A 15,041-nucleotide genomic window follows, 5' to 3' on the forward strand; every position below is an offset into this window, starting at 1 on the left:
TCGTGGGGCATGTGTGCGGATACGGCCGTTCGGGGACGTGCTGTCGCCACTGCGCCTCGGCCAGACTGCGGATGAGCATGCCGCAGATGTGCTCGGCCGAGCGCCGAGGGTCGGTCTGCCACAGGATGACGGCCTGGTCGGCGCCGGCACCGGCCAGCGTGCGGCCGTCCGGACTGAAGGCGATGGCCTGTACCGGCTGAGTGTGGCCGCTCAGGCGGGCCAGGAGCCGCCGGCCCCGCAGGTCCCACAGGGTGACGGTGTGGTCGCCGCTGGTGAAGGCGAGGGTGCGTCCGTCCGGGCTGAAGGCCACCCCGGTGGTGATGGCGTCGGCGTGGTCGGACAAGGTGGCCAGCCGGGTGCGCCGAGCCACATCCCACAGCATGACGGTGCGGTCGGCGCCGGCGGTGGCGAGCGTGCGGCCGTCCGGGCTGAAGGCGACGGTGCGCACCCAGCCGTTATGGCCTGCCAGCGGAGCGGCCAGCGGTTTGCGTGTGGCCACATCCCACAGCATGACGGCGGGGTCGTGCCCCGCGCTGGCCAGGATGCGGCCGTCCGGGCTGAAGGCCAGTCCGTTGACGGCCAGGCTGTGGCCGGTGAGCGTGGCCAGGCGTGTACCGCGGGCGGCATCCCACAAGATGACGGTGTGGTCGACGCCGCCGGTGGCCAGCAGCCGGCCGTCCGGGCTGAAGGCGGCATCGAGCACCGGGCCGGTGTGGCCGTCGAGCCGGGCGGCGACGCGTCCGTCGCGCCACAGGGTCACCGCGCTGCCGGCGATCACGGAGGGCAGTCCGACGGTGCCGCCGGCGGTGGCGAGCGTGCGCCCGTCCGGGCTGAACGCCAGGGCGTTGACCTGCGGTGAGGGATCGTCATAGACGGCCGCCAAGGTGCGGTCGGCGCTGTGCCACAGCATGGTGCGCCGGCCGCTCGCGCTGGCCAGGGTGCGGCCGTCCGGGCTGAAGGCGATATCGGCGACCGCGGTGGCGTGGCCCGCCAGGCTCGCCTGGGTCAGGTCCCACAGCAGGATCGTGCCGTCCTCACCGGCACTGGCCAGCGTGGGCGAGGACGGATCGAAGGCGATCGTGTAGACGCTGGCCTGGTGACCGAGGAGCCGGCCCCGCAGCGTCCGATGTGCCACGTCCCACAGCAGCACCGCCGGGTCGTGTCCGGAGCCGGCCAGGGTGCGTCCGTCCGGGCTGAAGGCGAGTGCGATGATCTGCCCGCCCCCGCCCCCGCCCCCGCCCCCGCCGGAGCCGGGGCCGAGCCGGGCCAGCCGGGTGCGCCGCGCCACATCCCACAGCTGGACGCTGGCCTGCCCGCCGGCACTGGCCAGGAGCCGGCCGTCCGGGCTGAAGGCCACGGCGGCGGCCGTCTCGGGGTGTTCGCCCAGCGGCACCGGTGGGACCTGCCGGGCCAGGTCCCACAACAGCACGGCCCGGTCGTCGCCGGCGGTGGCCAGGGTGCGGCCGTCCGGGCTGAAGGCCACTCCGCGCACCGCGGCCCGGTGACCGGTGAGGGTACGCAACCGCACGCGCCGGTCCGCATCCCACACCACCACGTTGTGATCGTCGCCGGCGGTGGCCAGGGTGCGGCCGTCCGAGCTGAAGGCGATCTCCCGGATCTGCCGGTCGTGCCCGGGCAGCGCGGCGATGCGGGCACGGCCGGGCACATCCCACAGCACCAGGACACCGTCCTCGCCGCCGGTGGCCAGGGTGCGCCCGTCCGGGCTGAGCGCCGCGGCCTTCAGCCAGGTGTCGTGGCCCATCAGGCGGGCCAGCAGGGTGCCGCTGCGGACGTCCCACAGCCGCACGCTCCTGTCGCGGCCGGCACTGATGAGAGTGCGGCCGTCGGGAGTGATCAGCACCTGGGAGACCGCGCCCGCGTGGCCGGTGAGCGTGCCACGGCGCGCCAGGTGCGGCGTCATGCTGAGCAGGGCGCTGCGGGCCTCGGCGGTCGGCGCCAGGGCGTGTGCCTCGACCGCGAGCGGCATGGCCGCATCGGGCTGGGAGTCGGCCAAGTACAGCGCCTGCGTGGCGAGCTGGCGCGACAGCGCCACCCGGTGTGCCTGGGTGGCCTCGCGCCACTTCACGGTCGCGAACACTCCCGTGGCCGTGGAGACGACCAGCAGCAGCGCCAATCCGACGGCGAGCACGCGCAGCTGGCGTCTGCGGCGCACCGCCTTGGTGTGCTCGGTGTCCTCCTGCGCGATGGAGGCGTCCAAAAAGGCCCGTTCCAGCGTGTTGAGCACGCTGCGACGCGCACCGGCGCCCTGACCGCGCTGGCCGTCGGCCTCCCGGCGATTCACCCATTCTCGGGCGATCACCAGCCGGGCGCCCCGGTACAGCGCCCCGGGATCGCGCCCGAGCTCCGTCCACGCCTGGGCCGCCTGGGTGAGCTCGCGATGCACGCACAAGTCCTCCCGGTCGGTGGTCAGCCACTGATGCAACCGGGGCCAGGCTCTGATCAGCGCCTCGTGTGCGATCTGCACCGTGTCCGCGCCGAGCGTGATCAGGCGGACCCGGGTGAAGTGGTCCAGGACGGTACGGATGTCGGCGTCGAGGGGGTCCAGCTCGGCGGGGGAGATCGGGCGGCCGGTGTCGCCCGTGCCCTCGCCGAATGCGGTCAGCCGTACGAACACCTCGCGGGCGCGGGCCTGCTGGGCCGGGGTGAGGGCGGCGTACACCGTCTCGGCGGTCTTGGCCAGGGCGCCGTGGATGCCGCCCGCCGCCTGATAACCGGCCAGGGTCAGGGTGTTGCCGCGGCGGCGGCGCCAGGTCTCGGCCAACGCGTGCGAGATGAGCGGCAGTGCACCGATCTGACCGGTCGAATCGGCCATGATCGCAGCCAGCAGGGAACCCTCGACGACGCAGCCGGCCTCCTGGGCGGGCCGGGTGACGGCCTGCCGGAGTTCCTCGGTGGTCATCGGCCCGACCGGCACCTGGGCACCGGTCAGCGCCGCGGCCAGTTCGGGATGGTCGGTGCAGTGGGCGTAGAAGTCGGCCCGCACCCCCAGAACGACACGCCCCGCGCCGGCCCCGTCGGCCAAGGCGGGCAGCGCCGCGATGAAGGCCGCCCGCTCCCGCCGGTCCCGGCAGAGGGTGAAGACCTCCTCGAACTGATCCACGATCAGCAGCAGCCCGGGCACCGCTGCGAGCCCCGCCGGATCATCTCGCAGCGCGGCATGGAGCTCGTCCGCCGAGGCGCCGCTCGCCTCGGCCAGGCCCTGCGCGCACGCCAGCAGCGGGTGCGCACCCGGGGTCATCAGCACCGGGCGCCACCCCCGCGCGCACGCGCGGGGCAGCAGACCCGCACGCAGCAGCGATGACTTGCCCGTTCCGGAGGCGCCGCACACCGCCAGCAGGCGTCGCCGGCTCAAGCGCTCCATCAGGTCGTCGATCAGGCCCTCCCGGCCGTGGAAGCGGGCGGCGTCCTCGGGTTGGTAGGCCGCCAGGCCGACATACGGCGCCCGGTCGTCGCGGCGGTCGCCGGCCGGTGCGGCGGCGCCGGCCTCCTCGGCCACGCATCGCCAGCGCTTCTCCCAGTGCCCGGCATCCCCGTCGCAGGCCCGGACATAGGCCAGCACCACCGCCAGGCTGGGCAGCGTCTCTCCGCGTGCCGCCTGGGCCAACGTGGTCGGCGCGTAGTGGGCCCGCCGTGACAGCTCCCGATAGCCCGGATTGCCGGCCTGCCGCCGCAGTTCGCGCAGCTCCCATGCGAATCGCTGGATGATCCCAGCCTCCGGATCGACCGGACGCTCGGGACGCGGCATCTCCCACCTCCGGGGCTACCAAGGCGACTCGCGCGGCTGTGCAGTTGTGCGGTGTTGATTGTGCACTGGCTACCCCGAAACCGCACAACCCGACAAGCACTACACATATCGCTACACGGGCAAGTCGGGCGGAAGATCACGCTTGCCCGGAAGGTAACACGGCCACCACACCTCTGCAGGGAGGGCTCTTTTGAGCATCGGACGAAAGCTCTGCGCAACCGGCCTCGCCATGGTGAGCGCCGCTGTTCTACTGGCGGTGGGCACGGCGAGTCCGGCCTCCGCAGCTTCCAGCGAGTGCACTGTTCCTTGGGGCTGGACCACTTGCACCACAGGCGAGGTCGCGGCCGATCCGAACGGTAACTTCCTGGAGATCAGCACCTGGGAATCCCCGAAACCGCTCAACAATCCCATCTGCAGCGAAAGCGAGATCAGGTGGAAGATCGTGGACGTGAAAAACAGTCACGTCATCCGTCGTGGGTCGGGCAAGGTCACCGACCTGAGGATCGAGAACGTCTACAGCCGGTACGTCGCCCGGCTCGACAACTGCCCCCGCATGACCGTGCAGCTGTCCGGCTGATCGAAGAAGCCTGCTGCCCGGTTCACCCGGCCGGGCAGCAGGGCACCGTACCGGCCGCCCATAGAACTCAGAGCGTTCATCGAAATCGCGCCGGGTCGGCCAGGCAGGGCACACGGCCTGAAAGCGTTCCCGCAGACGGGCCTCTCTGATCGCGGTGCATGTCGTCGCCGACCCGCCCGAGGCATTCGGTGGCTCCATGTCTCAGGGCCTGACGGCGTCGCTATCTCAAAATCGTCGTGGGCGGATCCTCGCGGTGCCGGTTAAGGGTGCTCGTTGTCGATCCAGCCGAAGGCTGAGGATCCGCAGTTGAACAGCTCCAGCCGGTAGTAGCCGAAGAGGCCGGGGATGGATCCGCTGGCGTGCCGGAATGCCCCTATCCGTCCTGACCCGACGACTACCCTGGTGTTGACGTCGAGAACACGCCAGCTGCAGCCGTACCCCGAGACGCTGGAATCGAGATGCCAGTCGATGAAGTGCCGGGGAGCCGCGATGATATTCGTTTCGCAGTGGTTGGTGGCGACGACGCACCTGGCCGACGCGGCGGCCGCCGGCGACGCCGCGGCCACACCTGCCCCTGATATCAGGGCGAGGGCGGCTGCGGTGCCGGCCATCCTCTTCAACGGTCTGCTCATGTGGTTCCTCCTGAACGTTCTGATCTCTGATTTCTCAGAGGTTTTCCGAACGGCGGGACTCCGCCGGCATGGGACTGCCTGGATCGGGCGATAGTTCCCAGTGCCGCCTGGTAACGGCCCGTGCATGAGCCTTTGTAGCTTCTTGCGGGGTTGTGCGGCTTCGGTGCGATTGATGCACAAACAACCCCGCATAACTCATGAGCATGTCCTGGAGCCCTCGGGCGGAGCAGGAGGCGGTCGGGGACGGCCTCCGGGTGCCGGCGTGTGGCGGCGGGGTCAGCTCTTTCCGGTGAGGGCGAGCAGCCTGTCCACCAGCGTCAACGTGTGATCGGTGCCGGCCGGGCGGCCGAAGAAGATGGCGTGGAAGTACAGCGGGGCCTGCACGATCTCCATCAGTTCCAGCAGGGTGGGGGGATTCTCGCCGCGGTCGCGGGCCCGGTCGAGCATGGCCTGCAGTTGCACGGCCCGTTCGAGGAGATAGATCTGGCGGGGCGTCGTCTCCTCTCCGTCGCGCGTGCCGATCATGGCGGCGCGCACGAAGACGGGGCCCAGGGGGCCGGAGACGTCGTCGGCGACCTGGAGCGCGTAGGCCTCGAGATCGCCCCGGAGCGTCCCGGTGTCGGGGACCGGTGACGAGCGCGTCAGCCGCTCGGTGACCACATCGTCGATCAACCCCGCGAGAGTGCCCCAGCGGCGGTAGATCGTCGTCTGGTGCACGCCGGACCGCTCGGCCACCAGTGCGACGTTCAGGTCGTCCCAGCCTTCCTCGTGCAGCAGGTCGATGACGGCCTGGTGCACCGCCGCGCGGACGCGGGCGGTACGGCCTCCGGGGCGGCGGGCGGGGTGTTCTGCTGTCACGGCCCACACACTAACGCAAAAAGTATTGCTTTAACTTCCGGGGCGCCCTACTCTCTCCTTGACGCAAGAAAACTTGCATTAAGGGATGGGCATGGATGCACTGATCTTCGACAGGGATGTCACCTTCTGGTACGAGACGTTGCGTTCCCTGGGCCACATCGCCTATGGGGGCGCGGACTTCGGCGAGGTCATGGCGACCGCGCAGCGGATCGTCGAAGGCGACTACGACAGCTGGCACGACGAGTGGCGGGCCACCGCCGACCGGGTCGCCGCCCACGCCGAGCGCAGCCTGGCGGCCGGCCACCGGGTCAGCGCCCGGGACGGGTTCCTGCGGGCGTGCACCTACTACCGCTCGGCGGAGTTCTTCCTGCACGCGAACCCGTCCGACCCGCGCGTCACCGACGCCTACCGGCGCGGCGTGCGGTGCTTCCGCACGGCGGCCGAGCTGTCGGAGAGTCGCATCGAGCCGGTGGCGATCCCGTACGGGGACACCGTCCTGCCGGGCTACTTCTACAGCGCGGGCGACGGCCGTACCCCGCGGCCGGTGGTCGTGATGCACAACGGCTTCGACGGCGGCGCCGAGGAGATGCACTTCTTCGGCGCGGCGGCTCTGGCCGAGCGGGGCTATCACGTCCTGACCTTCGACGGCCCCGGGCAGCCGGGGGCGATACACGGTCAGGGGCTGACGTTCCGGCCGGACTGGGAGAACGTGATCGGCCCGGTGCTCGACCACCTGCTCGCGATCCCGGGGATCGATCCGGAACGGGTGGCGCTGCTGGGCGCCAGCATGGGCGGGTTGCTGGCACCCCGGGCGGCGGCCTTCGAGCCCCGGATCAAGGCGCTCGTCGCCTTCGACGGCGTCTACGACATGGGAGCGGCCGTCGCCGGTCACTTCGGCGGTGACCGCGACGCGGCACGCGCCGCGCTGAGCGCCGAGTCGGCGCCCGAGATCGACGAGGTCCTCCGGGAGCTCATGGCGGGCGACCCCGTCATGCGGTGGGCCTTCACCCACGGCGCCTGGGTGACCGGGGCCCGGTCACCGCGGGAGTACGCGGCCAGGCTGCTCGACTATCACCTCCGCGACGGCATCGCCGAGCGGATCGCCTGCCCCACACTGGTCTGCTCGGCGGCCGAGGACTTCGCCTTCGCCGGACAGCCCGAGGCCCTCTACGCCCACCTCACCTGCCCGAAGACCTTCCTGGAGTTCACCGCCGGGGAGGGGGGCGGCGCCCACTGTCAGTCGGGCGCCCAGCGGCTGGCGATGGCCCGCATCGGCGACTGGCTGGACGAGACCTTCGGCGAGACCTGCACCGCCTCCGCAGACTCGGGGGCCTCGCCGGCCTTCACGGCCCTCGCGACCTCTTGACGCCGCCGGCCCTTTCCGCTCTTCCCTCATCCACGATCCTCAGGAGTACGAAATGAACCGCTCCGGCAACGACGGAATCATGTCAGTGGTGCTCTGGGACGTCGTTCCCGTGATCGGCACCTACTACGGCTGCCGCGCCCTGGGCGTGAGCGAATACCTCTCCCTGCTCGCGGCGTCGGGCGTCGGGTTCCTCCGCGTCGCCTACGTCGCACTCAGGCAGCGCCGGTTCGACGGCTTCGCCGCCTTCATGGGCCTGCTGTTCGGTGTGGGGCTCGGCCTGGCCTTCCTGACCGGGGACGAGAGGTTCCTGCTGGCCGTCAAGTCCGTCACCACCTCGATCGCCGGGCTGGTCTTCCTCGGCACCTGCCTGCTGGGCCGTCCCGCGGCGTTCGCCGTGGCCAAGCGGTTCGGCGCCGAGGACGCGGACACGGCACGGCGCTGGGACGCCCTGTACGCGGCGGAACCGGCGTTCCGCCGCGTCTACCTGGTGATGACCCTGGTGTGGGCCCTGGTTCTCCTGGCCGAGTCGGCCCTGCGCGTCCCGCTGGTCTATCTGCTGCCGACCGACGTCATGGCCGGTCTGTCGTCCCTTCTCCTCATCGGGACCATCGGGCTGCTGGCTCTGTGGAGCGGCTGGTACGGCAAGCGCGGTGAGCAGGCGGCCCTGCGTGCCCGCTCCGCCGCGGGGCCGGCCGGCGCCCTGTGAGACCAGGTCACGTGTGACGCGTTCGTGATCAAGGCGCGGCAGGATTTCCCTTCCCACATCGGGCTGAAAGGACATCACTGTGAAGCGAGTGATCGCGGGCGCCGTCGCGGCCGTGGCCATCACCTCCGTGGCGGCGGCACCTGCTCAGGCGGCTTCCGCGGATCCGGTCAAGGCGTTGAAGAGCCAGTTGATCGCGGGCAAGGGGGTGAAGTTCACCGACGTCACCACCCTCGTCGAGTTTCAGGACAAGAAGACGCCTTTCCTCCGGCGCACCGGCTCCTTCCAGTTCGGCAAGGGCACGATCGTCGCCTCCGAGGTCAGCACCAAGCGCACCGACGAGGCGACTCCCGATGAGTGGTTCAGCTATCTCCCGCAGCCTGAGGACAAGCCGGAACGGACGATCAAGATCGGCACCACCAGCTACTACTCCGGCGGTCGCTGGCGGCCGTCGAAGGGCAAGACCTGGCTCAAGCACCCCGATGGCATGAGCGCCGGACTCAGCGGCGAGTACAGCCAGCAGGTGAACGCGGCCGAACCGGCGACGCTGAAGGTCCTGATCACGAAGGGGAAGCGGACGGGGCGCACCTACTCCGGAAAGATCACCTTCGGTGCGTTGGACAAGGTCTCCCCGTGGGCGCGGAACAGCGGACAGTACGGACGCCTGAGGGGGGAGGCGTCCGAGGTGCTGCACTTCACCCTCACCCTGGGATCCGACCGGCTCCCCGAGCGGCTGGTCGTCCTCTATCCGTGGCCCGCCCGCGACAACGCGGCGGAGTGGGAGAAGAACAAGATCAGCGTCGAGACCCGTTATACCGGGTGGGGCAGCCGGGTGAGCGTCAAGGCGCCTCCGGCCGCCAAGACCATGAGCGCGATCGCGAAGCGGCGCTAGCCGGTCGCGGAGGGGGCCGGGCGGTGGACCTCGACGGTCCCCGCCCGGCCCTCGCCGTACCTGCCCGGCCTACGGCCGCCGCGGACGTCGGTGCCCGCGGCGGAAGACGGCCGGCAGAAGGCGGCCGTCAGAAGGCGGGCTGGATGTGGTGGACCCCGCCCCCGGTGCCGGTGTAGTCGGCTCCGGTGGACCAGACGCGGTCGTTGAGCAGCACCTTGTAGGCGAAGCGCTGCCCGCCGGGGATGCCGGTGACCGTGCACTCCCACAGGTCGGCGGCCCTGTTGACGCACGGCAGGCCGGAGTGCCAGCTCAGCGGCGGCACGTCACCGCGGATGGTGACCGCGTTGCCGAAGCCGGTGTCGTAGTGGACGAACACGGTGCTGTCGTCGGCGCACAGTTCCAGGTGGTCGACGTGGCCGTGCGGCCCGGCGTATCCGGAGCCGACGGTGGAGGTCCGGCCGGGCGCCAGGGACACGCAGGTCCCCCGCTCGCCGTCCCGGTAGACGACCCTGAAGGTCAGGCTCTCGGTGCAGCCGTTGGTGGCGGTGGTGTAGCGCCAGTCCTGCCCGTAGGCCAGGCAGGCGGGGGCGGGTGTGCCGGAGGCGGAGCGGGCACCGGCGGGACCGGCGGTGCCCAGCAGGGCGGTGAGGACGAGGGCGGCGACGGCCGCCATGGTGAAGCGTGATTTCATCTGCTGTCCCATCAATGGTCGGGCGCGGGCCGGTGATATTCGGGCCGCGCGATTCTTCGGAAACGACGGGGAAGCCTCCTGGCGGCGTTCGGGATTTCGGAGAACGCCTCCCGATCGGCTTGCGGGAACGGTGTCCGCCGGGCCTCCCGAGGCGGCGGCGGACGGGGACTCCCGGGGACGCCGTCGCTGCGGTGACGGGTCCCCGGGACGCGCGGAGCTCCTTGCGATCTTGGATTCTGCTGAGGTCACCGCCCTCTTGCAAGTCATTGTGGAAACTTTCTGAAAGCTTGCAAGGGACGGTTCGTCGCTATGGGAGTGCAGGGAGTGCGGGCGCGTCCTTGAAGTGCCTTTTCGCGCGAATCCCGAGCAGAACCTTTATCTGTGAGAAGACTCACACTGTCATTTTGCGGACACTCGCAATTCGGCGGTCATCGGCATTTCCGAATCGAGGTGGAATTGAATTCGGGAGGAGCGGGGAGGGGGATCCGGGTGGCCAATGTTCGGCAGAGTGGTGACAGCGGTGAGATATCGGCCTAACTTGATGGCGGGATGATCCGTCCGTCGAGGAGTGCCGATGCGCAATCAGGGGCTCGGCTCGTGGCCGGCACGCAGGGCGAGGATGACACCGGACCGGGTGGCGCTGAGCCACGGCGGCGGCCGGGCGACCTACCGGGAACTGCACGCGAGGGTGAACAGGCTCGCCTCGGCCCTGCGTGATCTGGGGGTACGGCGCGGCGACCGCGTCGCCTACCTCGGGGTGAACCATCCGGCGCTGGTGGAGACCTTCTTCGCCGCCGGGACGCTGGGCGCGATCTTCGTGCCGCTCAACACCCGCCTGGCCGCTCCCGAGCTCGACCGCATCCTGCGGGACGCCGGGCCCGCCGTACTGCTGGCCGGCGCCGAGCACGCCGAGCTCGCCGCGAGCCTGCCCGCCCGTCCGGCGGACCACGGGGAGCTGACGGCCGCGGGCGACCCCGCGCCGATCGACGAGCCCGTGGACCGGGACGAGGTGTGCCTGATCATGTACACCTCGGGCACCACGGGCACCCCCAAGGGCGCGATGCTCACCCACGCCAACCTGACGTGGAACACCTTCAACCTGCTGGTCGACGTCCCGCTGGCGCACGACGAGGTCACCCTGATCAGCGCCCCGCTCTTCCACATCGCCGCGCTGGCCCAGACGCTGGTCCCCACCGTGCTCAAGGGCGGCACGGCCGTACTGGAACCGGCGTTCGACGTGGAGCGGACCTTCGACCTGATCGAGGCCGAGCGGGTCACGGTCATGTTCGGCGTCCCGGCGATGTTCGCCTTCCTGTCCCGGTCGCCGCGCTGGCCGGAGGCGGACCTGTCCAGCCTGCGCTATCTGCTGTGCGGGGGAGCGCCGGTCCCCGAACCGCTGATCCGGGCCTACCAGGATCGCGGCCTGACGTTCCTGCAGGGGTACGGGATGACCGAGACGTCGCCGGGGGCGCTGTTCCTGGCGGCCGAGCACTCCGTCGCCAAAGCGGGTACGGCCGGCGTGCCGTGCTTCTTCTCCGACGTGCGGCTGGTGGGGCCCGACGGCGCGCCCGCGGCCCCGGGGGAGCCGGGGGAGGTCCACGTGCGGGGGCCGAACGTGACGCCGGGTTATTGGCGCCGCCCGGAGGAGACCGCGAAGGTGCTGTCGCAGGACGGCTGGTTCCGTTCGGGCGACATCGGCGTCGCCGACGAGGACGGATACGTCCGCATCTCCGACCGGATCAACGACATGATCATCTCAGGCGGGGAGAACGTCTATCCCGCCGAAGTGGAGAGCGCGCTGTACGGGCACCCCGATGTGGCGGAGTGCGCGGTGATCGGCGTCCCCGACGACCGGTGGGGCGAGGTGGGCAAGGCCCTGGTCGTCCTGCGGCCGGACGCGAAGGGCGGGGGCGCCGACCTGCTGGCCTACCTGGACGGCCGGCTGGCCCGCTTCAAAATCCCGAAATATGTGGAATTCGTCCCGCAGTTGCCCAGGAACGCCGCGGGCAAGGTGCTGAAGGCACAGCTCAGAACGTCGCACGGAGCGCCGTGACCGCTCCCGGCGCGCCCGCCGGGACCACGGCCGTCCAACGTGGGAGAAGTGATGCAGATGCGTACCCGACCCCCCTTCCGCGCCGATCACGTCGGCAGCCTGCTGCGCCCGGAGCGGCTGCTGCGGGCCCGCGACGACGCCGCCGCCGGGAACATCTCCGCCGGGCGGCTGCGCGAGATCGAGGACGAGGCGATCCGCGAGGTGGTGCGCAGGCAGGAGGAGATCGGCCTGCGGTCGGCCACCGACGGCGAGTTCCGCCGCGCGTCCTGGCACATGGACTTCATCTACCGGCTGGGCGGCGTCGCCCCCGACCCCGGCGAGCGCATCACCGTGAAGTTCGCCGGCGCGCAGGGGCGGATCGAGTTCACCTCCGCCGCGCTGCGGGTCCGCGACCGGATCCGGCTCGACGAGACGATCTTCGCCGACGACTTCGCCTTCCTGCGTGACACGGTCACCACCGCCACTCCCAAGCTGACCGTCCCCTCGCCCAGCATGGTCCACTACCGCGGCGGCCCCGCCTCGATCGACCCCGGCGTCTATCCCGACATCGAGGAGTTCTGGTCCGACCTCAGCGCCGCCTACGCCGAGCAGGTCCGCCGGATCGGCGAGCTGGGCTGCACCTACCTGCAGTTCGACGACACCAGCCTGGCCTACCTCAACGACCCCGCGCAGCGGGCCGAGATGGCCGCGCGCGGTGACGACGCCGAGCACCTGCACCTGCGTTACATCAAGCAGATCAACGCCGCGCTGGCCGCCAAGCCGGAGGGCATGACGGTCACCACCCACATGTGCCGGGGCAACTTCCGGTCCTCCTGGGCCGCGGCGGGCGGCTACGACTTCGTCGCCGAGGCGCTCTTCGGCGAGCTGGCCGTGGACGGCTTCTTCCTGGAGTACGACGACGAGCGGTCCGGCGGGTTCGAGCCGCTGCGCTTCGTCCCGCCCGGCAAGACGGTGGTGCTCGGCCTGGTCACCACCAAGAGCGGCGCGCTGGAGTCCAAGGACGCCCTCAAGCGCCGCATCGAGGAGGCGGCCAAGTTCGTCGACGGCGACCGGCTGTGCCTGTCGCCGCAGTGCGGCTTCTCCTCCACGGTGGAGGGCAACGCGCTCAGCGCGGAGGAGCAGTTCGCCAAGCTTGCCCTCATCGCCGAGACCGCCCGGGAGGTCTGGGGCTGACCGGGAGACCGCCCGCAGCCGCCGGCGGGCGGTCTCCCGCCGTCAGGAGGCCGTCCGCGCCGCCGCCGGGTCCTCACTGAGATCGGCCCGGTGGCTCTCCCGCGTCACGAGGACGGAGACCACCGTCACCAGGCAGCACGCGGCCATCACCGCGGAGATGAGCACGGTCGAGCCGCCCGACTCCAGGATCGCGGCGAAGACGAGCGGCGCGAACCCGGCCCCGGTGGCCGCGATCTGATAGCCGAGCGAGGCGCCGGTGTAGCGGGTCCTGGTGGCGAACATCTCGGCGTACAGCGCGGCCAGCGGGCCGTACATGGCCGGGTGCGCGAGCGACTGGCCGAGCACGACCGCGACCGTGAGCAGGGCGGCCGACCCGGTGCCGATCAGGGGGAAGAGCACGAAGCTCAGCCCGGCCATGGCGACCGCGCCGCCGAGCACCACCGGGCGCCGGCCGACGCGGTCGGACAGGGCGGCGAAGGCCAGGATGGCGACCACCGCCAGGGCGGAGGACAGGGTGAGGGCGTTCAGCACCGTCGGCCGGGCGAACCCCGCCTCCTCGACCGCGTACGAGATGACGAAGGTGGTGATGGTGGCCTGCGTGACGAATGCCGCGAAGCCCACGCCGACCGCGAGCGCGAGGTTGCCGGGCTGGCGGCGGAACACCTCCACCACCGGCATGCGCTCGACCCCGCTCTGCCGGGCGCGGGCGAACACCGGGGTCTCCTCGACCTTCAGTCGCACGAACAGGCCCAGCGCCAGCAGCAGGATGCTGAGCAGGAAGGGCACCCGCCAGCCCCAGGCCAGGAACTGCTGCTCGGTGGTGAGCGCGGCCATCAGGGCCAGGACCAGGGAGGAGACCACCATCCCACTGGGCGCCCCGGCGTTGGTGAACCCGGCCCACAGGCCGCGCCGCGAGGTGGCGTGCTCGGCCGAGATCAGCACCGCGCCGCCCCACTCGCCGCCGATCGCGATGCCCTGCACGATCCTCAGGAGCACCAGGAGGACCGGCGCCAGGAGACCGACCTGGGCGTGGGTCGGCAGCAGGCCGATGAGCGTGCTGGCCACGCCCATCATGGTCATGGTGATCACCAGCATCCGCTTGCGGCCCAGCCGGTCGCCGAAGTGCCCGAACAGGACGCCGCCGATCGGCCTGGCCAGATAGCCCGTGGTGAAGGTGCCCAGCGCGGCCACGGTCCCCACGCGCGGATCGAGGTTGGAGAAGAAGATCTGGCGGAAGAAGGTCGCCGCCGCGGTGGCGTACAGCAGGAAGTCGTAGAACTCGATCAGGCTGCCGAGATAGCTGGACAGTACGGCGCGCCTGAGCTGGGTGGCCGGCGGCCGGGGTGCGTGAGTGTCTGACATGGCGGGGCCCTGTCTGTCAGGTGGCCGATGCCGGGCGGCCACACGTACGGCGCACATCACAACGTTGCCCAGAAGTTAAACAAATCTGTGACTGCCGTCAATGCAATGCCTAATGTCAGGCATCGCCATCCGGAGAACGGGGAGGGGGATCGGGGCGGCCGCGGGCGAGGCGGGCCGGACGGTGCAGAAGGTTCACCACTGGGTGACGGTGCGCGAGCGTCACCGAGCGGTTACGCTTCCCGGGTGACTGTCCGGGTCGTCATCGCCGAAGACTCCCTCCTGGTCCGCGAGGGGGTGCAGCGGGTGCTCTCCCGCCACCCCGACATCGACGTGGTCGCCGAGTGCGCCGACCTGCCCCAGCTGACGGGAGCGGTGGACGAGCACGATCCGGACGTCGTGGTGACGGACGTGCGGATGCCGCCCACCTCGACGGACGAGGGCATCCAGGCGGCGACCCGGTTGCGGCGCAGCCATCCGCGCACCGGCGTGGTGGTCCTGTCCCAGTACGCCGAGCCCGCCTACGCCGCGCCGCTGCTCGCCGAGGGCAGCGCAGGCCGGGCCTACCTGCTCAAGGAGCGGGTGGGGGAGCCCGGCCAGCTGGTGGAGGCGGTGCTGGCGGTGGCCAGGGGCGGCTCGGTGATCGACCCGGTCGTGGTGGACGCCATCCTGGCCGACTCGCTGCGGCGCAGGTCCTCGCCGCTGACCGCGCTCACCCAGCGCGAGCTGGAGGTGCTGACCCAGATCGCGCAGGGCAAGAGCAACGCCGCCGTCGGCCGGACGCTGTTCCTCAGCGAGAAGTCGGTGGAGAAGCACATCAACGTGCTGTTCGCCAAGCTCGGCCTGGAGGCCGCCCCCGAGGTGAACCGCCGCGTCCTGGCGGTCCTGCTGTATCTGTCGGAACAGCGGGCGCAGTAGGGGACGGCAGGGGAGGAATAGGGATAACACCCCTGGCGGGCCGGCGGCCGCCG

The 15,041-nt window shown here is 71.0% G+C and carries 12 protein-coding genes; 7 read left to right on the forward strand and 5 right to left on the reverse strand.

Annotated features, from left to right (window positions below; all coding sequences use genetic code 11):
- The coding region (locus Pta02_RS11650; protein ID WP_203874778.1) for an nSTAND1 domain-containing NTPase at positions 1 to 3,766 on the reverse strand (3,766 nt) is incomplete at its 3' end.
- A gap of 190 nt (positions 3,767 to 3,956) precedes the next feature.
- Between Pta02_RS11650 and Pta02_RS11655 the strand changes: the two genes are divergently transcribed.
- The gene (locus Pta02_RS11655; protein ID WP_203874779.1) at positions 3,957 to 4,343 is read left to right on the forward strand and encodes a hypothetical protein; all 387 of its coding nucleotides are present in this window, start codon (positions 3,957 to 3,959) and stop codon (positions 4,341 to 4,343) included.
- Between the two features lie 260 nt (positions 4,344 to 4,603).
- Here the strand turns inward: Pta02_RS11655 and Pta02_RS11660 are convergent, their stop codons facing one another.
- Positions 4,604 to 4,975 carry a hypothetical protein gene (locus Pta02_RS11660; RefSeq protein ID WP_203874780.1) on the reverse strand — a complete coding sequence of 124 codons (372 nt, stop codon included), beginning with the start codon at positions 4,973 to 4,975 and terminating at the stop codon, positions 4,604 to 4,606.
- A 276-nt stretch (positions 4,976 to 5,251) separates the two neighbouring features.
- Positions 5,252 to 5,833: a TetR/AcrR family transcriptional regulator gene (locus Pta02_RS11665; RefSeq protein WP_203874781.1), complete on the reverse strand. Its 582-nt coding sequence runs from the start codon at positions 5,831 to 5,833 to the stop codon at positions 5,252 to 5,254.
- Between the two features lie 91 nt (positions 5,834 to 5,924).
- Here Pta02_RS11665 and Pta02_RS11670 point away from each other — a divergent pair, with 91 nt between their 5' ends.
- The 3 genes from Pta02_RS11670 (at position 5,925) to Pta02_RS11680 (ending at position 8,794) form a co-directional block, all read left to right on the forward strand.
- The gene (locus Pta02_RS11670; RefSeq protein ID WP_203874782.1) at positions 5,925 to 7,199 is read left to right on the forward strand and encodes an alpha/beta hydrolase family protein; all 1,275 of its coding nucleotides are present in this window, start codon (positions 5,925 to 5,927) and stop codon (positions 7,197 to 7,199) included.
- 79 nt (positions 7,200 to 7,278) lie between these two features.
- Positions 7,279 to 7,905, forward strand: coding sequence for a VC0807 family protein (locus Pta02_RS11675; protein WP_203874783.1), 627 nt, complete (start codon positions 7,279 to 7,281; stop codon positions 7,903 to 7,905).
- Positions 7,906 to 7,984: 79 nt separating this feature from the next.
- Positions 7,985 to 8,794: a hypothetical protein gene (locus tag Pta02_RS11680; protein WP_203874784.1), complete on the forward strand. Its 810-nt coding sequence runs from the start codon at positions 7,985 to 7,987 to the stop codon at positions 8,792 to 8,794.
- Between the two features lie 127 nt (positions 8,795 to 8,921).
- On the opposite strand, the gene Pta02_RS11685 is transcribed toward Pta02_RS11680, so the two are convergent.
- Positions 8,922 to 9,485: an alpha-amylase inhibitor gene (locus Pta02_RS11685; protein WP_203874785.1), complete on the reverse strand. Its 564-nt coding sequence runs from the start codon at positions 9,483 to 9,485 to the stop codon at positions 8,922 to 8,924.
- 574 nt (positions 9,486 to 10,059) lie between these two features.
- On the opposite strand from Pta02_RS11685, the gene Pta02_RS11690 reads away from it, so the two are divergent.
- Positions 10,060 to 11,538 carry an acyl-CoA synthetase gene (locus Pta02_RS11690; protein WP_203874786.1) on the forward strand — a complete coding sequence of 493 codons (1,479 nt, stop codon included), beginning with the start codon at positions 10,060 to 10,062 and terminating at the stop codon, positions 11,536 to 11,538.
- A 57-nt stretch (positions 11,539 to 11,595) separates the two neighbouring features.
- Positions 11,596 to 12,711, forward strand: coding sequence for a 5-methyltetrahydropteroyltriglutamate--homocysteine S-methyltransferase (locus tag Pta02_RS11695; protein WP_239130287.1), 1,116 nt, complete (start codon positions 11,596 to 11,598; stop codon positions 12,709 to 12,711).
- 42 nt (positions 12,712 to 12,753) lie between these two features.
- Here Pta02_RS11695 and Pta02_RS11700 read toward each other — a convergent pair whose 3' ends face one another.
- Positions 12,754 to 14,130, reverse strand: a complete 1,377-nt coding sequence (locus tag Pta02_RS11700) for an MFS transporter (RefSeq protein WP_373872363.1) — start codon at positions 14,128 to 14,130, stop codon at positions 12,754 to 12,756.
- Between the two features lie 186 nt (positions 14,131 to 14,316).
- Here Pta02_RS11700 and Pta02_RS11705 point away from each other — a divergent pair, with 186 nt between their 5' ends.
- The gene (locus Pta02_RS11705) at positions 14,317 to 14,988 is read left to right on the forward strand and encodes a response regulator transcription factor (protein WP_239130290.1); all 672 of its coding nucleotides are present in this window, start codon (positions 14,317 to 14,319) and stop codon (positions 14,986 to 14,988) included.
- The last annotated feature ends 53 nt before the right edge of the window (positions 14,989 to 15,041 follow it).

Source organism: Paraplanobispora takensis, assembly GCF_016863195.1.
Taxonomy (GTDB): domain Bacteria; phylum Actinomycetota; class Actinomycetes; order Streptosporangiales; family Streptosporangiaceae; genus Planobispora; species Planobispora takensis.